This window comes from Colidextribacter sp. OB.20 (assembly GCF_009911595.1).
Lineage (GTDB): Bacteria > Bacillota > Clostridia > Oscillospirales > Oscillospiraceae > Lawsonibacter.
In genome coordinates, this window is sequence record NZ_QWKG01000001.1 from 39,818 (window position 1) to 64,256 (window position 24,439).

Annotated in this window: 22 protein-coding genes and 1 tRNA gene; 15 read left to right on the forward strand and 8 right to left on the reverse strand. The window is 61.4% G+C overall.

The genetic code is table 11. From position 1 onward, the window contains the following. The first annotated feature begins 135 nt into the window (after positions 1-135). From D1641_RS00225 to D1641_RS00235, 3 genes are all read left to right on the forward strand, one after another. Positions 136-2,109, forward strand: coding sequence for a methyl-accepting chemotaxis protein (locus D1641_RS00225; protein WP_160662384.1), 1,974 nt, complete (start codon positions 136-138; stop codon positions 2,107-2,109). 134 nt (positions 2,110-2,243) lie between these two features. Then, positions 2,244-5,054: a glycoside hydrolase family 2 TIM barrel-domain containing protein gene (locus D1641_RS00230; RefSeq protein WP_160662385.1), complete on the forward strand. Its 2,811-nt coding sequence runs from the start codon at positions 2,244-2,246 to the stop codon at positions 5,052-5,054. A 75-nt stretch (positions 5,055-5,129) separates the two neighbouring features. Next, entirely contained in the window at positions 5,130-5,717 is a 588-nt protein-coding gene (locus D1641_RS00235; protein ID WP_160662386.1) for a hypothetical protein, read from the forward strand. 187 nt (positions 5,718-5,904) lie between these two features. Here D1641_RS00235 and D1641_RS00240 read toward each other — a convergent pair whose 3' ends face one another. Then, positions 5,905-6,324 carry a GNAT family N-acetyltransferase gene (locus D1641_RS00240; protein ID WP_347707353.1) on the reverse strand — a complete coding sequence of 140 codons (420 nt, stop codon included), beginning with the start codon at positions 6,322-6,324 and terminating at the stop codon, positions 5,905-5,907. 182 nt (positions 6,325-6,506) lie between these two features. On the opposite strand from D1641_RS00240, the gene D1641_RS19320 reads away from it, so the two are divergent. Further along, on the forward strand, positions 6,507-6,704 hold the full coding sequence (locus tag D1641_RS19320) for a GHKL domain-containing protein (RefSeq protein ID WP_347707354.1): 198 nt from the start codon (positions 6,507-6,509) through the stop codon (positions 6,702-6,704). Here D1641_RS19320 and D1641_RS00250 read toward each other — a convergent pair. Continuing rightward, positions 6,688-7,191: a hypothetical protein gene (locus D1641_RS00250; RefSeq protein ID WP_160662389.1), complete on the reverse strand. Its 504-nt coding sequence runs from the start codon at positions 7,189-7,191 to the stop codon at positions 6,688-6,690. The genes D1641_RS19320 and D1641_RS00250 overlap by 17 nt on opposite strands. 217 nt (positions 7,192-7,408) lie before the next feature. Between D1641_RS00250 and D1641_RS00255 the strand changes: the two genes are divergently transcribed. Genes D1641_RS00255 through D1641_RS00275 form a run of 5 tightly spaced genes read left to right on the forward strand, consistent with a single transcriptional unit; the run spans position 7,409 to position 10,593 of the window. Continuing rightward, positions 7,409-7,621, forward strand: coding sequence for a 4Fe-4S binding protein (locus D1641_RS00255; protein ID WP_160662390.1), 213 nt, complete (start codon positions 7,409-7,411; stop codon positions 7,619-7,621). Next, complete coding sequence (locus D1641_RS00260) at positions 7,618-8,208, forward strand: 4Fe-4S binding protein (protein ID WP_160662391.1); 591 nt, start codon at positions 7,618-7,620, stop codon at positions 8,206-8,208. Before D1641_RS00255 ends, D1641_RS00260 begins: the two co-directional genes overlap by 4 nt. A 54-nt stretch (positions 8,209-8,262) precedes the next feature. Next, positions 8,263-8,568: a thioredoxin gene (gene trxA / locus D1641_RS00265; protein WP_160662392.1), complete on the forward strand. Its 306-nt coding sequence runs from the start codon at positions 8,263-8,265 to the stop codon at positions 8,566-8,568. 11 nt (positions 8,569-8,579) lie between these two features. Further along, positions 8,580-8,900, forward strand: coding sequence for a rhodanese-like domain-containing protein (locus D1641_RS00270; protein ID WP_160662393.1), 321 nt, complete (start codon positions 8,580-8,582; stop codon positions 8,898-8,900). A gap of 1 nt (position 8,901) precedes the next feature. After that, complete coding sequence (locus tag D1641_RS00275) at positions 8,902-10,593, forward strand: FAD-dependent oxidoreductase (RefSeq protein WP_160662394.1); 1,692 nt, start codon at positions 8,902-8,904, stop codon at positions 10,591-10,593. A gap of 50 nt (positions 10,594-10,643) precedes the next feature. On the opposite strand, the gene D1641_RS00280 is transcribed toward D1641_RS00275, so the two are convergent. From D1641_RS00280 to D1641_RS00290, 3 genes are read right to left on the reverse strand one after another with little or no spacing between them, the layout of a single operon-like run. After that, complete coding sequence (locus D1641_RS00280; RefSeq protein WP_160662395.1) at positions 10,644-11,303, reverse strand: Crp/Fnr family transcriptional regulator; 660 nt, start codon at positions 11,301-11,303, stop codon at positions 10,644-10,646. Continuing rightward, complete coding sequence (locus tag D1641_RS00285) at positions 11,304-11,678, reverse strand: desulfoferrodoxin family protein (protein WP_160662396.1); 375 nt, start codon at positions 11,676-11,678, stop codon at positions 11,304-11,306. A gap of 38 nt (positions 11,679-11,716) precedes the next feature. After that, positions 11,717-12,484, reverse strand: coding sequence for a DUF134 domain-containing protein (locus tag D1641_RS00290; RefSeq protein ID WP_160662397.1), 768 nt, complete (start codon positions 12,482-12,484; stop codon positions 11,717-11,719). A 412-nt stretch (positions 12,485-12,896) separates the two neighbouring features. Between D1641_RS00290 and D1641_RS00295 the strand changes: the two genes are divergently transcribed. Beyond that, positions 12,897-15,338 (forward strand): response regulator, encoded by a 2,442-nt coding sequence (locus tag D1641_RS00295; protein WP_347707355.1) that lies wholly within the window; start codon positions 12,897-12,899, stop codon positions 15,336-15,338. Positions 15,339-15,343: 5 nt separating this feature from the next. Continuing rightward, positions 15,344-16,663: an extracellular solute-binding protein gene (locus D1641_RS00300; protein WP_160662399.1), complete on the forward strand. Its 1,320-nt coding sequence runs from the start codon at positions 15,344-15,346 to the stop codon at positions 16,661-16,663. A gap of 31 nt (positions 16,664-16,694) precedes the next feature. On the opposite strand, the gene D1641_RS00305 is transcribed toward D1641_RS00300, so the two are convergent. From D1641_RS00305 to D1641_RS00315, 3 genes are all read right to left on the reverse strand, one after another. After that, positions 16,695-18,452: a hypothetical protein gene (locus tag D1641_RS00305; protein WP_160662400.1), complete on the reverse strand. Its 1,758-nt coding sequence runs from the start codon at positions 18,450-18,452 to the stop codon at positions 16,695-16,697. Then, on the reverse strand, positions 18,452-19,405 hold the full coding sequence (locus tag D1641_RS00310; RefSeq protein ID WP_160662401.1) for a glycosyltransferase family 2 protein: 954 nt from the start codon (positions 19,403-19,405) through the stop codon (positions 18,452-18,454). Before D1641_RS00310 ends, D1641_RS00305 begins: the two co-directional genes overlap by 1 nt. Before the next feature lie 63 nt (positions 19,406-19,468). After that, a tRNA-Leu gene (locus D1641_RS00315) sits at positions 19,469-19,555 on the reverse strand. A 523-nt stretch (positions 19,556-20,078) separates the two neighbouring features. On the opposite strand from D1641_RS00315, the gene larE reads away from it, so the two are divergent. The 4 genes from larE to D1641_RS00335 all read left to right on the forward strand — a co-directional run bounded on the left by larE (position 20,079) and on the right by D1641_RS00335 (position 24,436). Further along, complete coding sequence (gene larE / locus D1641_RS00320) at positions 20,079-20,834, forward strand: ATP-dependent sacrificial sulfur transferase LarE (protein WP_160662402.1); 756 nt, start codon at positions 20,079-20,081, stop codon at positions 20,832-20,834. Positions 20,835-20,845: 11 nt separating this feature from the next. Beyond that, positions 20,846-21,604 (forward strand): nickel pincer cofactor biosynthesis protein LarB, encoded by a 759-nt coding sequence (larB, locus tag D1641_RS00325; RefSeq protein WP_160662403.1) that lies wholly within the window; start codon positions 20,846-20,848, stop codon positions 21,602-21,604. Further along, positions 21,601-22,827 (forward strand): nickel pincer cofactor biosynthesis protein LarC, encoded by a 1,227-nt coding sequence (gene larC, locus D1641_RS00330; RefSeq protein ID WP_160662404.1) that lies wholly within the window; start codon positions 21,601-21,603, stop codon positions 22,825-22,827. Before larB ends, larC begins: the two co-directional genes overlap by 4 nt. 94 nt (positions 22,828-22,921) lie before the next feature. Continuing rightward, positions 22,922-24,436, forward strand: coding sequence for an ABC transporter substrate-binding protein (locus tag D1641_RS00335; RefSeq protein WP_160662405.1), 1,515 nt, complete (start codon positions 22,922-22,924; stop codon positions 24,434-24,436). Positions 24,437-24,439 lie beyond the last annotated feature (3 nt).

Sequence of the window (24,439 nt, forward strand, 5' to 3'; positions counted from 1 at the left end):
TCGACTTCTTAGATAAAATGTGTTGTACTAACCAAGGATAGAACTGTCACCCCCACAAGCGGTGGGTTCAAAAGTGGGCACACGCTCCATGGGAAACGCACCTTCAAAACGAAATATTTTTAGAGGTGGAGAAAGATGAAAAGCATCCGTAAAAAAATCACTGTAAGCCTGATGGCGACAGTTCTGATCGCGCTGATTGCTGTGGGGGTAGCCAGCAGCGCTTTGAGCTACAGAAGCACCCTTATGACTGTGGATCAGATGATGAGCGAGACCGCCGTTCTGGCGGCCCAGCGCATCGAACAGGAGCTCACCGCTTACAAGAACGTGGCTATGGATACCGGATGCATCGCCCAGCTGTCTGACAGCGATGTGCCGGTGGCGAATAAGCGCGCCATCATCGACGAGCGGGTCGCCATGCACGGCTTCCAGCGCGGCAACGTCATCGGCGCTGACGGCATCAGTATTTTTGACGGCAAGGACTACTCAGACCGGGAATATGTGCAGCAAGCCATGAAGGGCAATGTCTATGTCTCTGAGCCGCTGGTCAGCAAGATCACAGGAGAGCTGTCCATCATGGTGGCGGCCCCCCTCTATGCGGGCGGGAACCACGGCGGCCAGATCGCGGGTGTGGTCTACTTTGTGCCCCCTGAGACCTTCTTAAACGACATCGTCTCCTCCATCCGGGTCGGGGAGAACTGCCGTGCCTACATGATTAACAAAAACGGCGACACCATCGCCGATATCACCCTGGACACCATCACCACCCAGAACATCGAGCGGGAGGCCCAGGATGACCGCTCCCTGAAGAGCCGGGCCGCCCTTCATGAGGCTATGCGTAACGGTGAAAACGGCTTCGGCTCCATCAAGGCCGAGGACGGCCCCCGCTTCCTGGCCTACGCCCCTGTGGGCGGCACCGACGGCTGGAGTCTCGCCGTAGCCGCGCCCAAGTCAAACTATCTGGCGGATACATACTTCGGCATCCTCATCAGCGTACTGGTCATTGTCATCTCCATCGCGGCCTCCATCGTAGTGGCGCTGAAGCTGTCCAACAATATCAGCATCCCCATGCGGGCCTGCGCCGCCCGGATGAAGCTGCTGGTGGAGGGCGATCTGAAATCTCCCGTCCCCCAGGTCACCGGCCAGGATGAAACGGCGGAGCTGACCCGCTCCACCGCCGCGATGGTATCCGGCCTGAACACCATCATTGACGACATTGGCTATCTGCTCAACGAGATGGCCAACAAGAATTTCGACATCCAGTCCCCCCACCGGGACGCCTATGTCGGCAGCTTCCAGAGCATCCTGCTCTCCATGCGCACGCTCAAGCTGGAGCTCAGCGGCACCATGCGGCAGATCAACTCCTCCGCCGGTCAGGTCTCCTCCGCCAGCAACCAGGTCTCCACCGGAGCCCAGACCCTGAGCCAGGGCTCCATGGAGCAGGCCAGCGCCGTGGAGGAGCTGGCGGCCACCATCACCGACATCTCCTCCAGCGCCAAAAAGACCGCAACCGCCGCGGAGGAGGCGGGCCGGTATGTGGGACTGGCCGGCGCCCAGCTCGGCACCAGCGTGGAGCACGTCAAGCATCTGAACGCGGCGATGGAGCGCATCTCCAGCTCCTCCGAGGAGATCTCCAAGATTATTGCCGCCATTGAAAACATCGCCTTCCAGACCAATATCCTGGCTCTGAACGCCGCTGTGGAGGCGGCCCGGGCGGGCTCCGCCGGCAAGGGCTTCGCCGTGGTGGCCGACGAGGTGCGCAACCTGGCCTCCAAGTCTGACGAGGCCGCCAAGGCCACCAAGGAGCTGATCGGAAGCTCTATCGCCTCCGTCGCGGAGGGCAGCCAGGCGGTGAGCCAGGTCACCGAGTCTCTGGAAAAGACCAGCGAGCTGGCGGGCCACGTGTCCTCCCAAATGGAGGTCGTGGTGGAGGCCGTGGAGAATCAGACCTCTGCTCTGGCCCAGGTCACAGAGGGCATCGACCAGATTTCCGCCGTGGTGCAGACCAACTCCGCCACCGCCGAGGAGAGCGCCGCCGCCAGTCAGGAGCTCTCGGCTGAGGCGTCCACCCTGAAGCAGCTGGTGGATCAGTTCACCCTGGCCTCTAACTGACCGCCGCACCCCCTTTCGCGCTGAATAGAATATGCCGGGGCAAGGAGATCTTGCTCCGGCATTCTTTTTTATGGGCAGGTGCGGCAATAACAACTCTCAGTAATCATTCAGGCTTTTATAAAGGGGAGTTTCTAATGCAAGCTGACCTCAACTGGCTGATCAATCCCACTGTGTTCCAGGTAAACCGCCTGGACGCCCACTCTGATCATGTGTGCTGCGCCTCAGCGGAGGAGGCCCGGCTGGGGCGGACCTCCCTGCGGCAGTCTCTGGACGGCGTGTGGCGCTTTGCCTGGAGCAGGCGCCCTGCGGACCGTCCCGCAGACTTCTGGCGGGAGGATTTTGACACCGCGGGCTTCGGAACCATCCAGGTACCCGGCCACATGGAGCTCCAGGGCTATGGGCAGATCCAGTATATCAACACCCTCTACCCCTGGGACGGCCACGCCGCGCTCCGCCCCCCGGAGATCAACTGGGAGGACTGTCCGGTGGGCAGCTACGTCCGGGAGTTTGACCTGGACCCCGGCCTGCTGGGAAAAAGGGTCTGCGTCAGCTTTCAGGGGGTGGAGCAGGCCTTTTTCCTGTGGCTCAACGGCCGCTTTGTGGGCTACGCCGAGGACAGCTTCACCCCCTCCGACTTCGACCTGACCCCCTATGTCCGGGAGAAGGGCAACCGGCTGTGTGTGGAGGTGTACAAGCGGTCCAGCGCCTCCTGGATCGAGGACCAGGATTTTTTCCGCTTCTCCGGCATCTTCCGGTCCGTGTTTCTCTACGGCAAGCCGGCGGTCCACTTGGCGGACCTGTGGCTCCAGGCCGGACTGGAGGAGGACAATTCCACTGGCACCCTGTCTCTCCGGCTGCTGCTGGAGGGACAGGGGACGGTCCACATGGCGCTGACCCATCCCGCCCAGGGAACGCTGTTCGACGGCGAGCTGGAGATGCTTCCCGAGGGGAACTACCTTCGCAGCCCTCCCTTCCGCTTTGAGAAGGTCCGCCCCTGGGACCACGGCCACCCGGAGCTGTACCGGGTGACGCTGACCGTTTCTCAGAAGGATGGCACCGTAGCGGAGGTAATCCCTTACGACACCGGCTTCCGCCGGTTTGAGCTGAAAGACGGCCTGATGCTCCTCAACGGGGCGCGGCTGGTGATCAACGGGGTCAACCGCCACGAGTGGAGCCCGGAGACGGGCCGGGCCATCGGTCCGGCGGACATGGCCGCCGCACTGGAGATATTTGAGCGGAACAATATCAACGCGGTGCGCACCTGCCACTACCCCAACCATACGGCCTGGTATCACCTGTGCGACAGGCACGGGATTTATATGATGGACGAGGCCAACCTGGAGAGCCACGGCTCCTGGCAGAAGCTAGGAAAGGTGGAGCCCTCCTGGAATGTGCCGGGCAGCCTGCCCGAGTGGCGGGAGTGCGTGCTGGATCGAGCCCGCTCCATGTTTGAGCGGGACAAAAACCACGTCTCCATCCTCTTCTGGTCCTGCGGCAACGAGTCCTACGCCGGTGAGGACATCCTGGCCATGTCGGAGTTTTTCCGGAAAAATGATCCCAGCCGGCTGGTCCACTACGAGGGGGTGTTCCACTGCCGGGAATTTGACTATATCTCCGATGTGGAGAGCCGGATGTACGCCCCGCCCCGGGCGGTCCGGGAATATCTGGAGGGCAGGCCGAAAAAGCCCTTCATCTTGTGCGAATACATGCACAGCATGGGCAGCTCTCTGGGCGGAATGGAATCCTACATCCGCCTGGGGGAGGAGTTCCCCCAGTATCAGGGGGGCTTCATCTGGGACTACATGGACCAGGCCCTGTGGCGCACGGACGTGAACGGACGGCGGGCGCTGGGCTACGGCGGCGACTTCGGCGAGCGGCAGACCGACTATGCCTTCAGCGGCAACGGCATCGTCTTTGCCGACGGCACGGAGAAGCCGGCCATGCAGGAGGTGCGCTACTGGTACGCCTCCCCTGAGGAGCGGGCGGCCCACGACGCGGCCAACGAGAGAGCGGCCAGGGCTCTGGCTCTGCCCGCCGCCCGGACAAAAAAATCACCCCTCCGGGCCGTCCACGGGGACGGAGCGCTGGGGGTGCGGGGAGAACGCTTTGAGATTCTGTTCTCCTATCCCGAGGGCGGGCCGGTTTCCCTGTGTATGGATGGGCACGAGTGGCTGTGGCGGGCCCCCCGTCCGGCCTACTGGCGGGCCCCTACAGAGAACGACCTGGGCAATGGCTTTGCGCTGAACAGCTCCGTCTGGGCGGCGGCGGACAGCTGGCAGAGATGTGAAGGCATTGAGATACTGGAGGAGAGCGAGGAGAGGGTCTCTGTTCGCTTCACCTACACCGCCCCCGCCCTGCCTGGCCTGCATACAGACGTGACCTATACCGTGGAGGACACGGGCTGCCTGACTGTCAGCCTCCATTACCACGGCGGGGCCGGCCGGCCGGAGCTGCCCCTGGCGGGCCTGCGCCTTTCCACTCCGGAGCCGCTGGAGCGGGTGGAGTGGCTGGGTCTGTCCGGCGAGACCTACCCCGACCGGAAAAAGGGGGGCGTCTTTGGCTGGCACAGCGAGGCCCCCCACATCCCCTCCTATCTGGTCCCCCAGGAGTGCGGCTGCCATGTGGACACCCATGCCGTTGTGCTGCGCGCGGCGGACGGGGCCGGGCTGACTCTGGAGATGGTGGAGGAGCCCTTCGCCTTCTCCGCCATCCCCTACACCCCCCAGCAGCTGGAGCAGGCCGCCCACGTGGAGGAGCTGCCCAGACCTGTGCGCACGGTGGTGACCCTCTGCGGGGCCATGCGGGGGGTGGGCGGCATCGACAGCTGGGGGGCCGACGTGGAGGAGGCCTGCCACGTGGACAGCGGACGGGACCAGAAGCTCACCTTTCAGATTTCTCCCGCCGCAGCCTTTCAGGACCACCCTCACCCGCCGCTCCCAGCTTGAAATTCTAAAGGAGAAAAAATACCTTGTCCCCCTGAAAACTCTGGTAGAATTGGATCATGAAAGGAGGTTTTCAATATGGCAGGCAGATTTATGAAAATCAAGAGAAGCATCATCCCCTTTATGGCACTGGTTATCATGACAAGTCAATTAGCGGGCTGCGCTACAATGAGCAGTGATGAGATGTCAAAGAGCAGGAATGAATCCCCGGATGTCAGTATAGAGCACGCAAATCATAATGAGGATCAAATAACGGAATTAACCCATGAGGAGCTTATCGGGATTTTTGAATTGGCATACGATTCAAAAAAAGCATTGGCTGGAGAACTTCCGGTAGAAGCAATCATCAAGCAGGAATTGCATATCATGCCCTATTTAGTGACGCCGGACAAGCAGCTTCCAGAAGATTATGAGGAGCAATACAGGGCATGGAGGCCGGTAGAAACACAGGAACCGGAAGAGCAGCAAGACCAAAGCAGCCAGACAAGTAAGCCCAACACAAATACAAATAGTAGTTCTACCGGCGGCCCCACAGAAGTAGACGACGGAACAACAGGACTAACAACCGGAATTGTACTCACAGATCCATCTAAACTTACCGAAGGCATCGACCCCAATCAAAATCCCTGGGACGATAATACAGAAATCATCTATGGCGGCAGCTGAATCAAATACTACATACAGTAAAGGCAGTTGGATAATACCAACTGCCTTTCTGCGTGTCAAAGAACCCTCGTCCCGCCGTATATTTGCCTGATTCGGCGGCGCGCCGAGGTCGTCGCGCCCTGCAAACAGAAACGCAATCCTCAGTCAGCCGCCCGCTGACAGCGTCCCCCTTGCGGGGAAAGGGACACTACAGCTCATACTCCAGCTGGCAGTCAAAGGGTTCCGCCTCAATGTGCCGCTTATCGCAGACCGCCGCGTCCACACAGCCCAATCCGCGGTAAAACGCCTGAGTCTCCACAGCGGAGTGGGCAGAAATATACAGCTTTTTTGCCCCGTTTGCCCGCGCCCACGTCCTTGCGGCATTGAACAGGGCCGAACCGATTCCTGAGCCCCGAAGCTCCTCAGATACGTGTATGCTGGACAAATCCAGGTATCGGTGCTCTCCGCCAAACAGGCCGGCTTCTACAGAGACAAACCCCTTCAATGCCCCGTCAACGAAAGCCGCGTGGACAAGTCCGCCTGTGACGGCGGTATTTTTCAGACAGGAGATCAGAGTCTGGTAATCCCCGTCTGTCCAATCGTCAATAAAGGGCGCGTCCTTTATCACCCATTCTCCGCCTTCCCTGCGCCAGCATTTTGTAACAGCTTGATGCCGCGTAAAGGAACGGAACAGCTCCGGACAGAGCTCATCGGAAGATAAGTTCCGGTATTGAATCATAAAGCTCACCCTCCAACGTTCTTCCTGTGCTTCTAAGCCCGCACTGCATCTGCCGGCACCTGGAAGCCGCCGTGCCCGTCCGGGAGAACGGCCAGCTGAAAACCACCAAAGCCGGGGGCGGTCTCCACGGCTGGGGCCTGAAAAGCGCCCAGACCGCCGCGGAAAAGTACGACGGCATGGTGCAGGCTGGCGTCTCCGGGGAGGTTTTCCGGGCGGTGGCAACGCTGTCCTATCAAGGAGTGGAGGATTTTCTCAGTCCAGCCGAGTGATTTTGGTATGCTGACGCCGGTATGTATCGTTATCCTTCTGCTTCAGCTCCCGCTCCGTCTGGGTCAGCTGGCGCTCCAGGTCCTTGATTTTTGCCTCGTCCGTCTCGGCATTGAGCCGCTGCTCCAGCTCTGCCCGCCTCTTCTTCAGCTGCTCAATCTCCCGGTCCACCTGGTCGGTACTGCCCTCACAGACCTCTTTCTCTCCCCCGTTCCTCTTCGGACCCCTTCCCGCCTGATCGGGCTGCTCCGCATCGGGGATGTCCTCCGGCTTTTCCGGATCATCAAAATAAATCCTGGGCTGGCCGTCCTCGTCCCTGCCCATCCAGTAGCGGCCGGAGGGCTCCCGGGGCTCCTCGGGGACATATTCATCCATCACAGGCTCCCGGGGGCGGCTCTGAGCCTCCGGCTTTTGGGCCTCAATCGCCGTACCCGGCAATTTTATATTGGGGCTGACGCCCGAAAATCCTTCCATCATCTGTATGCTCATACCTTGCTCCCCTTTCAGCCGACTGATTTTGGATAAATTTGGCTGTTGTGCTCAGTCTATCAGAAAGGCAATACCCTGTCAAGATTTTTGTATTAAGCCGCTCTCCGGATGTCATAGGATATTCAACGGCACTCTCCTGTCCGCCTGGGTGATTTCATCACAGAAGCGGAGCAGTATTTCCGGTATTATGGATACAACAACTTCGGGAGGTTATGATATGGAAACCAAAGCGAAAACAAGACGGAAGGCCTCTGTTGACACGGATTCCTGTGTCGCCTGCGGCTGCTGCGCAAAGGTATGTCCGCTGGGGGCAATCTCTGTTTTTAGAGGCATCGCTGCCCAGGTCGATACAAGCCGGTGCGTAGGGTGCGGGAGGTGCGCGAAGGAGTGTCCTGCGTCCGTCATTGAAATTCGGGAGGTGCGGGCATGAAAAAGCGTTGGTATGACTACCTGTGGATTGTGGAATTGATCTATATGGCGCTGGGATTTTTCAATATCCTGTTCGCCTGGCTGGGAATGCTGTTCTTCTGCATCCCGCTGATCATCTCCCTCGTCTGGGGCACGAAGGGCTACTGCAACCGCTACTGCGGCCGGGGGCAGCTGTTCGGCCTGCTGGGGGGCAGGTTCGGGCTCTCCCGGAAAAAGGATATTCCAGGCTGGATGAAGACCAGGGCGTTCCGCTACGGCTTTTTGATTTTCTTCTTCATTATGTTCTTTCAAATGCTGTGGAATACTTATCTGGTCTTTGCCGGCATGCAGAATCTCAGGCAGGCGGTAACCCTGCTGTGGACCTTCAAGCTGCCCTGGCACTGGGCCTACCACGGGACGCTGTTCCATCCGGGCGTGGCCCAGTTCGCATTCGGCTTTTACAGCGTTATGTTAACCTCCACTATTCTCGGCTTAATCACAATGGTGCTGTTCAAGCCCCGCAGCTGGTGTGTCTACTGTCCTATGGGGACCATGACCCAGCTGATCTGCAAGGCCAAAAACCCCAAGGGTAACATTGTCACGGAATAAAAATCAGCCTTCGGTTATGATAAGGTCACTACAAACAGATAAGGAGGACAAACAATGTCTGCCATCAATATCAGCAAAAACAACTTTGCCAATGAGGTGCTCCACTCGGACCGGCCCGTTCTGCTGGACTTCTGGGCCCCCTGGTGCGCTCCCTGCCGCATGGTCGGCCCAATCCTGGAGGAGATCGCCCGGGAGCGTTCCGACATTAAGGTGGGAAAGGTCAACGTGGATGAACAGCCGGAGCTGGCAGGTCAGTTTGGGGTGATGAGCATCCCCACCATGGTGGTCATGAAGGACGGCAAGGTCGTGAATCAGGCCATGGGAGCCAGGCCGAAAAGCCAAATTCTCTCCCTTCTGTAAGGAGGGACATCATGGGATTTTTCGACTTTTTGCGGAGCCCTGATATTGCCCAGGGCGTGAGAGAATTTCGGGAGACGCCCGGCGCGGTCCTGCTGGATGTCCGCACGCCCCAGGAGTACAGCGCGGGCCACATTCCCGGAAGCCAGAACACACCGCTCCAGAGCATTGACACAGCGGATGCTTTCATCGCCTCCAAGGACACCCCCCTGTTCGTCTACTGCCACAGCGGGGCCAGAAGCAGCCGCGCGGTAAAGGCGCTGGCCCGGATGGGCTACGCCAATGTAAAAAATATTGGCGGCATCGCCGCCTACCCAGGAGAGGTGGAACGCTGAAATGAAGGTTGTCATCATCGGCGGCGTGGCGGGGGGCGCCACAGCGGCGGCCCGGCTGCGCCGGCTGGACGAGCAGGCGGAGATCGTGGTCTTTGAGCGGTCAGGATATGTGTCCTACGCCAACTGCGGCCTGCCCTACTACATCGGCGGGGTCATCGAGGACCCCGAGGCCCTGACCCTCCAGACCCCGGAGAGCTTTTTCGCCCGCTTCCGGGTGGATATGCGGGTGCGGCACGAGGTCACCGCCATTCATCCGGAGCACAAGGCCGTCTCCGTCACAAATCTGGAGACCGGAGAGGAGTTTGAGGAGCGCTATGACAAGCTGCTCCTCTCCCCCGGCGCCAAGCCCATCCAGCCCAGGCTGCCCGGCGCAGGGCTGGAGAAGGTCTTTACCCTGCGGACGGTGGAGGACACCTTCCGCATCAAGGAGTACATCCAGACCCATCAACCCAGGTCCGCCGTGCTGGCGGGGGGCGGCTTCATCGGGCTGGAGCTGGCGGAAAACCTGCGGGAGCTGGGCATGGAGGTCACCATTGTCCAGCGGCCCAGGCAGCTGATGAATCCCTTCGACCCGGATATGGCGGCCTTCATTCACAGCGAGGTGCGCCGCCACGGCATCAATCTGGTTCTGGGCCGCACGGTGGAGGGCTTTGAGGAGAAGGCGGGCGGCTTGGATGTGCTGCTCAAGGATGAGGCTCCCCTCCACGCTGACATGGTGGTGCTGGCCATCGGGGTCACCCCGGACACCGCCCTGGCAAGGGAGGCGGGGCTGGAGCTGGGCCTCAAGGGGGGCATCGCGGTCAACGACCGGATGGAGACCTCAAGCCCCGACATCTACGCCGTGGGAGACGCGGTGCAGGTAAAGCACTACGTCACCGGGCAGGACGCGGTAATCTCCCTGGCCGGTCCCGCCAACAGGCAGGGCCGCATCGCGGCGGACAACATCTGCGGCGGTGACAGCCGGTATCCGGGCAGCCAGGGGAGCAGCGTCATCAAGGTCTTTGACCTGACGGCGGCCGCCACCGGGGTCAGCGAGACCAACGCCAAGAAGGCGGGACTGGATGTGGACGCGGTGATTCTGTCCCCCATGAGCCATGCGGGTTACTACCCTGGCGGCAGAGTCATGACCATGAAGGTGGTCTTTGAACGGGGGACCTGCCGCCTTCTGGGGGCACAAATCGTGGGCTACGCGGGGGTGGATAAGCGGATTGACGTGCTGGCGACAGCGATTCACGCCGGGCTGACGGCGCTCCAGCTGAAGGAGCTGGACCTGGCCTACGCCCCGCCCTACTCCTCCGCCAAGGACCCGGTGAATATGGCAGGCTTCATGGCGGAAAACCTGGCGAACGGCCTGGTAAAGCAGTGGCGGATAGAGGACCTCCCCTCCCTGCCCCGGGATGGCAGCGTGACTCTGCTGGACGTCCGGACGCCCCAGGAGTACGGGGGTGGGCATATCGAGGGCTTCCGGCTGATTCCCGTGGATGAGCTGCGGGAGCGGCTGGGGGAGCTGGAGCGGGGCAAGCCTGTCTACGTCATCTGCCAGAGCGGCCTGCGCAGCTATATCGCCTGCCGCATTCTGGCGGGGCACGGCTTTGATGCCTACAACTTCGCCGGCGGCTTCCGGTACTACGGCGCGGTAACCAACGACCGCCGCCTGATTGAGCAGGCCACGGCCTGCGGCATGGACAAATAAAAGGTAACACCCCTCCTCAGGCTCCGAAAGGAGCCTGAGGAGGGGTGCTTTCAGGTATCCCGCAGGGTTACCAGTCCCTGTTCGTCCAGAAGCTCCACAACGCCCCGGGACAGCTTTACCATGCCCTCTCCCTGGAGATAGCGGAGCATCCGGGTGACCACCTCCCGGTGGGTCCCCAGGTGCCTGGCGATGGTCTCATGGGTGAGGGTCAGACGATTCCCGCCCTCGATGGCCGACTCCTCCAGCAGAAAGGCCGCCACCCGCTTGTCCATGCTCTTCCACATGACCTGCTCCACCAGCCACATGACCTCTGAGAACCGGGCAGCCATGATCTCGTTGGTATAGTTGGCCGCCGGCGCCGATTCCTCCATGATCTTCCGGTAGGCCTCCGCAGGGATGACCCAGAGGTCCGTGTCCCGCTCCGCCTCAATGGTGATGTCAAACTGCGCGCTTCGCAGCATACAGGAGGCGGAAAACAGGCAGATGTCCCGGTCGAACAGGCGGTAGATGGTGACCTCCCGGCCCTCGTCCGACAGGATATAGGCCCGGAGCTGACCGGACTTTATTAGCAGCAGCCCGGTGCAGTCCATGCTGCCGCTGTGGATCACGGTCCCCTTTTTGATTTGCCGGAGGGTCAGGCTGTGGAGAATGCTGCTCTGCTGAGCTTCTGACAGCTTATCCCATATGGGAAAGCAGCTTTGAAACTCCATTTACGCCTTCCAGAGGCTGTGCAGATTGCAGTAGGCGTAGACGGCCTCCACCTGGTCGCCCTCGCAGAGCGCGAAGCAGACCTCCGGCTTGTCGCCGGGGCGCAGGACCTTGCGCTGGTTGCCCTGTTTGGTCTGCAGGGAGACCCACTCGATGTAGTGCTCCGGCAGCATGGGGTGCTCCACGGAGCCGACCTGCACCTTCACCAGGCTGCCCTCCACCTGATACACGGGGACATGCTTCTCCACAGCGGCGTCAGTGGTGCCGGGGACGATCTCGGTCATCTTCTGCCCGCAGCACATCACCGGAACCCCGGCGTTCCTGACCATGGCGACAATGTTGCCGCAGTGCTCGCAGATATAAAATTTCTGTTCCATTTTGTTTTTCCTCCTTAATTTATATGTGGGAGCGGTAATCAAGCACCGCACTTGCCCCCGTTTCCGGCGCAGCCCTGTTTGTCCTCTCCGCAGTGTCCGCCGTGGTGCTCATGGCCGTGGTGGTCACAGTGGACATCGGGATTGTAATCCAGCCGGCCCGCCAGAAATGCCTTGACCGCCTCGTCCGCGCTGCCGGTCACGCCGCCGTACAGGCGGATGCTCGCCTGGGCCAGGGCGTTCTTCGCGCCGCCGCCAATTCCGCCGCAGATCAGAACATCCACCCTCTGCTCCCCGAGGAAGCCGGCCAGCGCCCCGTGGCCTCTGCCGCCGGTGTCGGCGATCTGTTCCCCGGAGATCCGCTCGTCCTCAATGTCATAGAGCTTGACCTGGCTGGTGTGCCCAAAGTGCTGGAACACCTGGCCGTCCTCATAGGGTACTGCAATTCTCATTGTCGTTTCTCCTTTCTTCGCTCGCAGGGTCCAGTGACAGCTTCGTCCGCAGCCCCGCTCCCGGTCGCCCTGGCAGACTCGGTAATGCCCGCCGGCAACGATCAGGCTTTTTCCGTTCACCAGGCTGTCGGACAGCTTGAACCGGGCGCTCTCATACATCTCCGTCACCGTAGTCCTGGAGATCTCCATCTGCGCCGCGCACTGTTCGTGGGTCCTCTTCTCATAATCGACCAGCCGGAGTACCTCATACTCGTCTACGGTCAGGATGACCGTGTCCGTTCCAGACGCTGCCTGTGGGGTAAAGCCGCGGCATTCCGGCTCTGCGCAGACCCGGCGGCAGCGGGTTGGCCTGGCCACAGGATCATCTCCTCCCTCGTGAAGTTACCGGCATATATCGGAAATAGAATACCCCAAGCAGCGCAGAAAGTCAAGTCATTATGAAAAATATGTGCGGCTGTTTCTGTCCGGGATTCATTCCGCAGCATGATTGGCCGTTCAGCTGTCTGGCATCTATTGACACTGGAACGGGAGAAACAGTATAATAGTAGTATAGCGATACGATTGATCAATCTATACAGCTGACGGCTGACGGTATTTTTTTCTTTGAGGCCAAACGTCCCCCAGGGCGTTGGAATGGAGGTTGTCAATGAAAGAAACGTCAAATAAGCAGGAAAGGCGCAGAAGCCTCTCCCTGCTGCTCTCCATTATTTTGATATTCTCTTTCTTTGGGGCAATTATATTTTCAGTATCCCAAAAGATTACCAGAAAGATGTCCGCGTCCGCCATTCAGAACCTGAGCGAGAGCCTGGACCTGATCGAGAGTACCATTGACGCCATCCTGCGCAGCCAGGCAGAATTTCAGGAGCTGATCGCCCAGGAAATCGCGCAGGCAGAGGACCCGGAGGACTACATCCGCTCCTATGACCGGAATCAGACCATGGCCAAGATGTCCCTGATTCTCTCGGGAAAAACGGAAGGGGTCTCCAACACTGGCGAGCGGTTTACCGAGGAGGGTCTGGACTTCTCCGCAGGCGGAACCGTGATCGGCCTTCCGGTCTCTCAATCCTATCTGAACTATATGGGAACATGGTCATATACCATCAAATGCCCGGTCGAGCGGGATGGCGGGGTGCTTGGAACCCTTTATATCGAATATGTATATGATGCCATTGACCAGTCTCTTCCGGAGGGCTTCTACAACCAGCAGGCGCTTCTGTATATCATGGACGCGGAGAGCCAGCGCTTTGTCTTAAAGCCAAAGGGGATGGGCCAGCGAAACGCGGGCCATTTGAATTTGACTGATTTCTACCGGGCAAACAACATTCAGGAACCGGCGATCCGTTCAGAGGTGGAGGACTGCCTCAGCACCGGCCGAAACGCCCTGTTTTATCACGATATCCGGGATATACAGGCTCTCAACTATATGTGGGCGGTGAACAACGGAACCATTTTCCTGGTGGGCTACGTTCCGGTGGAAGCGATTCAGCAGGAGGGGCGGACCGTCACCCAAAATATCGCCATTGTTGTGGCCTCTCTGCTGGCGGCCTTTTTCCTGTGCATTGCCCTGTATTATCTGAACTGGAGGCAGCAGGAAAAGCTCCGGCAGGAGCGCGAGGCGGAGCGGAAGCTCCACAGCCAGCAGCTGGCGCAGGCGCTTCAGGCCGCCCAGATTGCCAGCGAGTCCAAGACCACATTCCTCTCCAACATGTCCCACGATATCCGCACCCCCATGAACGCGGTGCTGGGCTTTACAACACTTTTGGACAAGGATGCGGACGACCCGGTCAAGGTGCGGAAATACACCCAAAAGATTATGGCCTCCGGACAGCACCTGCTCAGCCTCATCAACGACGTTCTGGATGTCTCCAAGATCGAGAGCGGAAAGGTCGTACTCAATCTTGAAAAATTTGCCCTCAGTGACGTGGTCTCCTCTGTAGATGCCATCATACAGCCCATGGCCAAGGCAAAGAGGCAGGAATTTCATCTGGAAGTAACTGGCATCCGCCACGAGTATCTGATTGGAGACGAGACCCGGATCAACCAGATTCTCATCAACCTCCTCTCCAACGCCGTAAAATACACCCCTGAGGGCGGCAATATCTGGTTCCGAATGATTGGACTCAAGCAGCGCTCCAATCAGTATGAGCACATCCGTATCGAGGTGGAGGATGACGGCTACGGCATGACGCCGGAGTATCTGGAAACTATTTTCGACGCCTTTACCAGAGCGGAGAACAGCACCACCAACAAGGTGCAGGGCACCGGCCTGGGCATGGCGATTACAAAGAGCATCGTGGAGCTGATGGGCGGCACCATCAAGGTCTTCAGCGAGGTGGACCGCGGCTCTCTCTTCCGGGTCGATCTGGAGCTCCGCATACTTGAGAGAACGGCGGACCGGCAGTTCTGGGCACAGCGGGACATCTCCCGCATCCTGTTGGCAGGCGGAGCCGGGGAGAGTCAGGAAAACATCCTGGCCCTCATGCAGGATACAGGCGTCCATCTGGACGCCGCCGAAAACGCGGAGAAGGCCCTGGAGCAGATACAGGACGCCAGAAGCTTCCAGCTTGTCCTGCTGGACTGGGAGAGCTGCGGTCTGCAGGCTGTCATACGCCTGCGTGAAGTGCTCCCCAACACCACACCGATTATACTGCTGGCGGAGTTTGACGCGGAAGACCTGGAGGAAGCGCTCAAGGTCAGCGGAACAGAATCCCTCACAAAGCCCTTCTTTGTCTCCGCGCTCCGTGAAAAAATCGAGGAGCTGAGATACACGGGCGACGAGACGCCGGCGCCTGACACGGAGGAGTCCGGTGATTTGAAGGGGATGCGCTTCCTTGCCGCGGAGGATAACGAGATCAACGCCGAAATTTTGACGGAGCTTTTGGAGCTGGAGGGGGCCGCCTGTGAGATCGCGCAGAACGGCCAGCTGGCGGTGGAGCGCTTTCAGCGCTCTGCTCCGGGCGAGTTTGACGCAATCCTGATGGACGTTCAGATGCCAGTGATGAACGGTCATGAGGCTGCAAGAGCCATCCGCGCACTGGACCGGGAGGACGCAGGAAGCATCCCCATCATCGCCATGACGGCCAACGCCTTCGCGGAGGACGAAAAGGCGGCTCTGGACGCCGGCATGGACGCCCATGTCCCTAAGCCCCTGAATATGGATCTGCTGAAGAAGGCCATCCGGCAGCACAGCAGACGAAAGGAAAAGGGATGAATGATATGAAGAGATGGATTTCAGCTTGCCTGACAGCGCTTTTCATTCTGTCTCTGGCAGGCTGCGGCCACGAGGATCCCAAAAACCTGATCCCCGAGGAGAAGGAGAAAAAGCCCACGGTCAACCTGTTTAGTCCCATGGAGAAAAGCGATCCCAACGCGGAAAATGTGGCGCGGACCGCCCTGGATTTGACTGTAGCAATGGCGGAGGAGGCCGTGGGCGTCACGGTTGCTTACCGCACCTATACAGCGGAGGACCACAAGGACAAGACTTATGACGACGTCGCCCTTGACCGGGCACGCAGCAACATGGACGATCTCTACCTGCTCAATCCGGATACCATCCAGACGCTTGGCGCAGAGGGGAAGCTGATGGACCTGTCCGGGCTGGACAACGTCAAAAACCTGCGGGAGGTCATTCGCATCGCCAACACGGTGGACGGAAAGCTGGTCGCAATCCCCCAGGAGGTGGTGGCCTACGGCCTGTTCGTCAACGTGGACCTCTTTAAGCAGTATGGCCTTGCCCTGCCGGAGACGCCTGAGGAGCTTCTGGAGTGCTGCCGGGTGTTCAAGGAGAACGGAATCGAAACGCCTATTGGGGCCAACCGCTGGTGGCTGGAGACCTTTGTCTTTGCCCAAGCCTACGCCGACCTGTACAACGGCGGAAATACCCAGGCAGAGATTGCGTCCCTCAACAGCGGAGAGCGCAAATACAGTGACTATATGCGCTCAGGGTTTGAATTTCTCCAAACACTGATCAGCCAGGGCTATATCGACGCAGAGAAGGCCCTGGTCAGCGAGGCCATTGAGGGGGAGAGGCCGGATTTTCTGGCGGGAAAAACCCCCATTGTCATGGCCTATTGGGCGGCGGCAAACACGGAGACCGCCTATGGAAAGACTGATTTCGAGATGAAGGTCATCGGATTTCCCAGCAGCCGGGGGCAGATGCCGGTGCTGTCCATGACCGGATTGGCTGTGGGGGCCAACGCGGAGAACCGGGAAAACGCGGCCCGTATTCTGGATCACATGATTTCTGACGAGGCCCTTCAGCTCTTTTCCGAGACGAACCGGGTGATCTCACCCTCTAAAAACGTCTCCCTGGAGTGCCCCCCCTCCTTAACTCCCCTCTACGACCGGATCGAAGATGGCGTCTACGTGCTTGCCACCAACGCGGGGATGAAGGTGGAGCAGTGGGGCAGCACCTGCCTGATCGTTCGGGAGCTGCTGAACGGCGCGTCGGTAGAGGAATGCATGGCGGCCTTCGACAGACTGCAGGACGCGGCCCTCGCCCACAGCGGCGGTGCCAAAGCGGTATTTCCTGAATAATAAAACATCCACCGGCTTTGCCGGTGGATGTTTATTGTTTTGCGCCTTGGCTGGCTCTATGACAGCAGGCGGAAAGGCCGCACATACAGGCCAGAGCGGTGACAACGTAGCCCTTGCCGGTAAACCAGTAGTGAATGCCGGCGTGATTTACGGTGACAGCGCGCCAGACCATAGGCAGGACACCCACCAGGACGTAGGGCATGGCGGTCAGGAAAAGCTCCTTCTCCTCCAGGGGATTCCCCTTCCTCTGAAGGAGGCGGAACACATACCAGAGCACCAACGCCGCGGCCAGCAGGGCGGCGGGAGTCCTGAAAAAGCTGAGCAGATTGGTCCGCTCCACCTGGATGCGGGAGAAACGCATGGTCTTGTCCAGATTGAAATTGGACAGGCGGTTGGTCACAGCGGCGAAGGCATTTTGGAGCACATTTTCCCCGGTGAGCAGGCTGGCAAAGACCCATTTCAGGCTCCACATCCCGGCGTAACCCGCCCCCCAGAGGACTCCCCCGCGGACCAGGCCGGCCAGGCGGAGCTCCGGAGCGTCGCCGGAGCGCAGGCAGAGGTAAAAAACAGCCGGAACCCCGAAAACGGCGATGGGGTAGGTCAAAAAGTCAAAAAAGGCGGTGGCGATCCCCAGGGCCAGGAAGAGGCCGCCGCAGATCCGGGCCCGCCCCACCCGCGGACCCAGGGCCAGCAGCAGAAGGGTCCCCAGGGTGAAGAGATAGCAGCAGGCGGAGTATTGCAGGCTGTAAGCTGTGACCCTCGGCATGAGCAGGAGCATCGAAGCAAGATAGGCCGGGACAAAGCGGCCCAGCCCCCTGCGCCAGAGCAGGAGCAGCACTCCGCCGCACAGCAGCCCCTGGACGGCGCCGTTCAGCGCCCGGATTGCTCCGTAGTCCATCCAAAACAGCAGGGGCCGGAGGAGAAGCAGGTAGCCGTGCCAGTATCTGGGGTAGGTCTGGATTCCGGTATACGCCTCGTCCTGGAGGTAATGCCGGGTTATGGTCTCGCAGGGGTCCACATAGCCGTCCTGGGGGAAGGCCCCCCGGTAGACCAGCATAGCCCGGCGGAGGGGGGCGGCCCTTGTGAGGTCGGCGGCCTCCAGGATCATGGTGGCATCGGTGAAGTTGTCCAGCCGGCTCTCACACCAGGGGAACAGGTCGGGGTACAGCCCCTCCCGCTGAAAAATCCGGGCCGAGGCCAGGGCGTTTTTTTCCAGCCTGGCAGCGGCCTCCGGCGTCAGGGGGCGGAACAGCCCGCTGAGCAGGGCGGTTCCCAGCACCGCCGCCAGCAGAAGGGCGCACAGCACACGCAGCACCCCGGCAAAAAAACCCCTCCGGGAGGCAGGCCGAAGCTCCCGAAGCAGGAGGGACCAGTCCAGAAGGGCACATAAGCGGGCACAGGCCCCGGCGGCGCGGGAGAGGAGCCAATAGACGAAGGGGCAGGCTGCCGCAGCCAGCAGACAGCTCAGGCCGGCCAGCAGGCCCTCTCGGGGCAGTCCCAGGGCGGCGGCCAGGCTCTGAACCTGGGCGGAGGCCAGACAGGTATTATAGAAGCAGGCGCCCAGAGACCAGCACACCGGAAGGGCGGGCAGAAGGAGAACCGCCCGGAGCAGGGGGCGCTCCGGGCGCCAGGGGCCGGCGCCCCGTAGGGCCACAGCAGTCCCGCACACCAGACCCAGCCCCCCAAAGGCCGCCAGCCATCTGCCTCCCAGAGGGGACAGCGCCAGGAAAAGGGCCGCCGCGGACAGGCCAAAGACCACCCGGCCCGGGAGGCTTACGGGCTGTCTCATTACTCCGCCGCCCTCTCCCGCAGGAGCCGCTTGCGCTCGACGGCGGCCAGCTGGAGCTTGAACTCAAACTCCTGCCGGTTTTTCTGCACCAGATTGTTGAGCACCAAACCGCAGGAGAACAGCTGCAGGGCGGCCAGCACCATAAAGCCGCAGATAATCAAGGTGGGGAAGCGGGGCACCAGGCCGGTGGCCAGATAGGCGGACAGAATCGGGACAAACAGAATGCCGGCAGCGACACACAGCAGGGCCGCCAGCACGGAGAAAAAGGGGAGCGGGGCGTAGATGCGGAAGAGCCGCAGGATCGTCTTTAACACCTTGAAGCCGTCGGAGAAGGTGTTCAGCTTGGACTCGCTGCCCTCCGGCCGGTCCCGGTACTGGACAACCAGATTCCCAATCTGCATGTTCTTGTCCACCGCGTGGATGCTCATCTCCGTCTCGATCTCGAAGCCCTTGGACAGGACCGGGAAGGTCTTGACAAACTCATAGCTGAAGGCCCGGTAGCCGGTCATAATATCTTTAATGTTGTTCTTGAACAGGGAGTTGACGCAGTATCTCACCAGGGAGTTGCCCAGGTTGTGGAAGGGGCGCTTGTTCTCGGTAAAATAGGTGGAGGAGAGCCGGTCTCCCACCACCATGTCCGCCCGGCCCTCCAGAATCATCCGGGCCATCTCAGGGGCACACTCCGCCGGGTAGGTATCGTCCCCGTCGGTCATGATGTAGCACTCTGCGTCGATCTCCCGGAACATCCGCCGCACCACGTTGCCCTTTCCCTGGGCGTACTCCTGGCGGACCACCGCCCCCGCCCGCCGGGCGCACTCGCCGGTGCGGTCAGAGGAGTTGTTGTCATAGACGTAGATCACCGCGTCGGGCAGCGCCGCCCGGAATTTCTGGACCACCTGCTCAATGGTGCGCTCCTCGTTGAAGCAGGGGATCAAAACGGCAATTTTATCCATAGGATACCCCTTTCTCTTCTGTACAAATAAAAAAGCCGAAGCAAAGCGGACTTTGCTTCGGCGTGGTGCGCGAGGCGGGAGTCGAACCCGCACGCCCTTGCGAGCACTGGCACCTGAAGCCAGCGAGTCTACCAATTCCACCACTCGCGCAAGTGGCACTCGTTCAGCGCAAGAGAGATAATACCACATCTAATTCCTTCTGTCAACACTTTTCGCAAAATTTTCTTTTATTTTTTTCGCCCCCCTGCCGGGCCCCATCCCGCCTCCATAGAAGCGTCCTTTTCACAGATTTTAACATAGGGGCGGCCATCAGCCCACCCCTGGAAAAGCCGGAGCTTCTCGCCGCCGTGGATGAGTCTTATTCGCAGATTTTATGTAGGGGCCGGGCTCCGTCCCGGCCCGTCCCCCGGGCATAAGCGGTCCCAGAAAAGCGGGGCGGCGCGGAGGCCGCCCCCTACTTGATAAAATGCGCGGTAGGACACTCCCGCCGCCGCCCAAGTATTGACAAGCGGGCAAAGCTCGGTTATACTAAACATGCGGAAGGAAGCCGCGAACGGGCCAGAAGGCTCTCAAACAGACATCAGATAAACAGCCCCCGGCGCAGAAGTCCGGGGGATTGCCAGAAGGCATACCTGACAGGTATGTCTTTTTTCTGTTCAGGGAGGGACTCGCTGTGACGCTGGAACAATTTTTTCACGAGCACCCCAAGGCGGCCCTGGCCTTCTCCGGAGGGGTGGACTCCGCCTGGCTGCTGTGGGCGGGGCTCCGGGCAGGTGCCGAGGTACGGCCCTGCTTTATTAAGACCCCCTTCCAGCCCCGGTTTGAGCTGGAGGATGCCTATAAGCTGTGTGACCAACTGGATGTGGACCTGATCGTGCTGGACTGCGACATCCTCGCCGACGAGACGGTGGCCGCCAACCCCCCGGACCGCTGCTACCACTGTAAGCGGCGGATGTTCTCCCGGCTGAAGCACTATGCGGCCTCGGAGGGCTTCTCCCTGCTGCTGGACGGCACCAACGCCTCGGACATTGTGGAGGACCGCCCGGGCATGCGGGCCCTAGGGGAGCTTGCGGTCCGCTCCCCCCTGCGGGAGTGCGGGCTGACCAAAGACCGCATCCGGGAACTGTCCCGGCAGGCGGGGCTGTTCACCTGGGACAAGCCCTCCTACGCCTGCCTCGCCACCCGCGTCCCCACCGGGCGGACCATCACCCGGGCGGATCTGGAGCGGGTGGAGCGGGGAGAGCAAGCCCTGGCCGCCCTGGGGTTTTGGGACTTCCGCCTGCGGCTGACAGTGGGCGGAGCCAAGCTCCAGGTGCCGGAGGGCCAGCTCCCCCTGGCTCTGGAGCGGCGGACGGAAATCTTGTCCGCCCTGGAGACGGATTTTTCTGAAATCACCCTGGACCTGCGGCCCAGGGTCTCTATAGACTGAAGGAGGTACTTATGGACAACCGGCACAATATTTTGCGGCTGCTGCGCCAGGTGGCGGAGGGCTCTCTCCCCCCGGAGGAGGCCCTGCTCCAGCTGAAAACCGCCCCCTTCGAGGATCTGGGCTACGCCAAGGTGGACCTCCACCGCTCAGTCCGCCAGGGGGCGGCGGAGGTGATCTACGGGGCGGGCAAGACCCCGGAGCAGATCGCCGGCATCGCCGCCGCCATGGGGGAGCGGGGCTGTCAGAATGTCCTCATTACCCGCATGGGCCCGGAGGCGGCGGAGCTGGTGGCAAAAACCATCCCCCTGGACTACCACCCTATCCCCAGGGCAGCCATCGCCTACCCCGGGGAGCGGAAGGCCCTGGGCCGCATCGTGGTAGCCACCGGGGGCACCAGCGACATGCCCGTGGCGGAGGAAGCCGCCCTCACCGCCGAGGTGCTGGGCAACAGCGTTACCCGGCTGTACGACGTGGGCGTCTCGGGCCTCCACCGGCTGCTGGCTAACCTGAACCCCCTGATGAGCGCCCGGTGCGTGGTGGCGGTGGCCGGGATGGAGGGGGCGCTGGCCTCGGTGGTCGGCGGGCTGGTGGACTGCCCGGTCATCGCCGTGCCCACCAGCGTGGGCTACGGGGCCAGCTTCGGCGGGCTGTCCGCCCTGCTGGCTATGCTCAACTCCTGCGCCTCCGGGTGCAGCGTGGTCAACATCGACAACGGCTTCGGGGCCGGATATCTGGCCAGTATGATTAACCAAATGGAGGGAATTTCATGAAAACACTTTACCTGGAATGCAATATGGGGGCGGCGGGGGACATGCTCATGGCCGCCCTGTACGAGCTGCTCAGCGAGGAGCAGAAAAAGACCTTTCTGGACACCATGAACGGCCTGGGCCTGCCCGGGGTGGAGGTGGCCCCTGCTGCCGCCAAAACCGGCGGCATTGCGGGCACCCATATGAGGGTGACCGTCCACGGCCACGAGGAACACGAGCACCATCACGACCACGACCACCACCATGACCACGATCACGACCATCACCATCACCACCACGCCACTCCGGGGCACATCGGGGACCTCATCGACGGCCTCTCCCTGCCCCGGGAGGTGAAGGAGAAGGCCCGGCAGGTCTACGACGCCATCGCCCGGGCCGAGGCCCAGGCCCACGGCTGTGAGATTGGGGACGTCCACTTCCACGAGGTGGGGGCGCTGGACGCGGTGGCCGATGTGGTGGGGGTGTGCTGCGCCATGCACCTGCTGGACCCCGATCTGGTGACCGCCTCCCCCGTCCACGTGGGCAGCGGGACGGTACACTGCGCCCACGGGATCATGCCCGTCCCCGCTCCCGCCACCGCCGCCCTGCTGAAGGGGATGCCCATCTACGGCGGGGCCATTCAGGGGGAGCTGTGCACCCCCACCGGGGCCGCCCTGCTGAAGACCTTTGTCCAGTCCTTCGGCCCCATACCGGTGATGGAGACGGAGAAGGTCGGCTACGGCATCGGGACCAAGGAGTTTGAACAGGCCAACTGCGTCCGGGCCTTTTGGGGGGAGGAGGAGCCCCAAAGCTGCGGCGATATTCTGGAGCTGGTGTGCAACATCGACGACATGACCCCCGAGGCCCTGGCCTTCGCCTGCGCCCGGCTGCTGGAGGAGGGCGCGCTGGACGTTTACACCACCCCCGGCACCATGAAGAAGGGCCGGCCCGGCTGGGTGCTGACGGTGCTGTGCGAGCCTGACCGGGATCAGGAGATGATCCGGCACATCTTCGCCCACACCTCCACCAACGGCCTGCGGGCCCGGCTGTCGGAGAAGTACTTCCTCAAGCCCGGCCAGGGCCGGGTCCGGACCCAGTGGGGCCCGGTGGGGGTGAAAATCGCCGAGGGCTTCGGCGTCACTCACACCAAGCCGGAGTTCGAGAACGTGGCCGCCCTGGCCCGGGAGCACGGCCTGTCCTATGAGACGGTATTCCAGGCCGCGATGAAGGAGATCGGGAATCTGTAGGGCGCGACGACCCGGCGCGCCGTCCGGCAAAACCCACATAAGGCCCAAACACGGCGGGCCGAGTCGTCCCGCCCTGCACAGAAAGGATATCCAAATGAAAAAAATCATCCTTCTTCTCCTGTCCCTCGCCCTGCTGGCCGGGTGCCAGGCCGCCCCTGCGCCGGAGACCCCGCAGGACAAACAGGCCGTCACCGTGGTCCTGCCCACCGCGGCGGAGCCCGAGGCCGGCTTCGACCCCATTCTGGGCTGGGGGGCGGGAGAGCACGTCCACGAGCCGCTGATCCAGTCCACCCTGACGGTGACCAACCCCGATCTGACCATCGGCTATGACCTGGCCACTGGCATGGAGACCAGCCCCGACGCCATGACCTGGACGGTAAAAATCCGGGACGGCGTGCGCTTCACCGACGGGAAGCCCCTCACCGCCGCCGATGTGGCCTTCACCTACAACGCCGCCCGGGACGCCAGTTCTGTCACCGACCTGACCATGCTGGGCCGGGCCGAGGCGGTGGACGACACCACGGTGGCCTTTCACCTGAAAAAGCCCTTCTCCGTCTGGCCCTACACCATGGCCACCGTGGGCATTGTCCCGGAGGGCTCTTACGACCCCGCCGCCTACGGCTCCAGTCCCGTGGGCTCGGGGCGGTACATCCTGAGGCAGTGGGACCGGGGCCAACAGGTCATCCTGGAGGCCAACCCGGACTATTATGGCGAAACGCCCCGGATGGAGCGGGTGGTTATCCTGTTTATGGAGGAGGACGCCGCCTTTCTGGCCGTCCAGGCGGGCCAGGCCGATCTGGCCTACACCTCTGCCCCCTACTCCGACCAAAGGGTGGACGGCTTCTCCCTGCTGTCCGTCCAAACAGTGGACAACCGGGGGATCAATTTGCCCCTGAACGGCTTCACCGCCGACCCGCTGGTCCGCCACGCCATCAGCCTGGGGCTGGACCGGCAGACCATGATCGGCCACGTCCTCAACGGCTATGGGACCCCCGCCTACAGTGTCAGCGACGGACTTCCCTGGACCCGCACCGGTGAAGTGCCTGACGCCCCGGAAGCGGCGGCCAACGCCCTCCTGGATGAGGCGGGGTGGCTCCCCGGGGCGGACGGCATCCGGGAGAAGTGGAGCTTCGGCCGGGCGGAGCTGACCATCCACTACCCCGCCGGAGATTCTCTCCGCCAGGGGCTGGCCGCCGAGCTTGCCAGCCAGCTGGGAGAGCTGGGCATCCAGGCCAGCCCAAACGGGGTAGACTGGGACACTATTTACGGCGAAGCCTACCGCACCCCCACAATCTGGGGCTGGGGAGCACACACCCCCATGGATATGTACAGCATCTACCACTCGGGCAATGTGTACGGCTACTCCAGCGGCGCAGTAGACGCCTGGATGGATGAGGCCCTGGCCTGCACCGACCTGGAAACATCCTATGTCCTGTGGCAGCGGGCCCAGGAGGAGATCGCCCGGGACGTGCCCTGGGTGTGGCTGGTGAACGTGGACCACCTGTACTGGGTCCGGGGCGGCCTGCACGTGGCCGAACAGAAGATCCACCCCCACGGCCACGGCTGGTCCATCGTCAACAACGTAGACGCCTGGGAATGGGCCATGTAGGGG

What these genes read in the sequence shown, in the direction of transcription:
- D1641_RS00225 (WP_160662384.1), top strand. Translation starts at nt 136, where the DNA reads ATGAAAAGCATCCGTAAAAAAATCACTGTAAGCCTGATGGCGACAGTT.
- D1641_RS00230 (WP_160662385.1), top strand. Translation starts at nt 2,244, where the DNA reads ATGCAAGCTGACCTCAACTGGCTGATCAATCCCACTGTGTTCCAGGTA.
- D1641_RS00235 (WP_160662386.1), top strand. Translation starts at nt 5,130, where the DNA reads ATGGCAGGCAGATTTATGAAAATCAAGAGAAGCATCATCCCCTTTATG.
- D1641_RS00250 (WP_160662389.1), bottom strand. Translation starts at nt 7,191, where the DNA reads ATGAGCATACAGATGATGGAAGGATTTTCGGGCGTCAGCCCCAATATA.
- D1641_RS00255 (WP_160662390.1), top strand. Translation starts at nt 7,409, where the DNA reads ATGGAAACCAAAGCGAAAACAAGACGGAAGGCCTCTGTTGACACGGAT.
- D1641_RS00260 (WP_160662391.1), top strand. Translation starts at nt 7,618, where the DNA reads ATGAAAAAGCGTTGGTATGACTACCTGTGGATTGTGGAATTGATCTAT.
- trxA (WP_160662392.1), top strand. Translation starts at nt 8,263, where the DNA reads ATGTCTGCCATCAATATCAGCAAAAACAACTTTGCCAATGAGGTGCTC.
- D1641_RS00270 (WP_160662393.1), top strand. Translation starts at nt 8,580, where the DNA reads ATGGGATTTTTCGACTTTTTGCGGAGCCCTGATATTGCCCAGGGCGTG.
- D1641_RS00275 (WP_160662394.1), top strand. Translation starts at nt 8,902, where the DNA reads ATGAAGGTTGTCATCATCGGCGGCGTGGCGGGGGGCGCCACAGCGGCG.
- D1641_RS00280 (WP_160662395.1), bottom strand. Translation starts at nt 11,303, where the DNA reads ATGGAGTTTCAAAGCTGCTTTCCCATATGGGATAAGCTGTCAGAAGCT.
- D1641_RS00285 (WP_160662396.1), bottom strand. Translation starts at nt 11,678, where the DNA reads ATGGAACAGAAATTTTATATCTGCGAGCACTGCGGCAACATTGTCGCC.
- D1641_RS00295 (WP_347707355.1), top strand. Translation starts at nt 12,897, where the DNA reads ATGTCCGCGTCCGCCATTCAGAACCTGAGCGAGAGCCTGGACCTGATC.
- D1641_RS00300 (WP_160662399.1), top strand. Translation starts at nt 15,344, where the DNA reads ATGAAGAGATGGATTTCAGCTTGCCTGACAGCGCTTTTCATTCTGTCT.
- D1641_RS00305 (WP_160662400.1), bottom strand. Translation starts at nt 18,452, where the DNA reads ATGAGACAGCCCGTAAGCCTCCCGGGCCGGGTGGTCTTTGGCCTGTCC.
- D1641_RS00310 (WP_160662401.1), bottom strand. Translation starts at nt 19,405, where the DNA reads ATGGATAAAATTGCCGTTTTGATCCCCTGCTTCAACGAGGAGCGCACC.
- larB (WP_160662403.1), top strand. Translation starts at nt 20,846, where the DNA reads ATGGACAACCGGCACAATATTTTGCGGCTGCTGCGCCAGGTGGCGGAG.
- larC (WP_160662404.1), top strand. Translation starts at nt 21,601, where the DNA reads ATGAAAACACTTTACCTGGAATGCAATATGGGGGCGGCGGGGGACATG.
- D1641_RS00335 (WP_160662405.1), top strand. Translation starts at nt 22,922, where the DNA reads ATGAAAAAAATCATCCTTCTTCTCCTGTCCCTCGCCCTGCTGGCCGGG.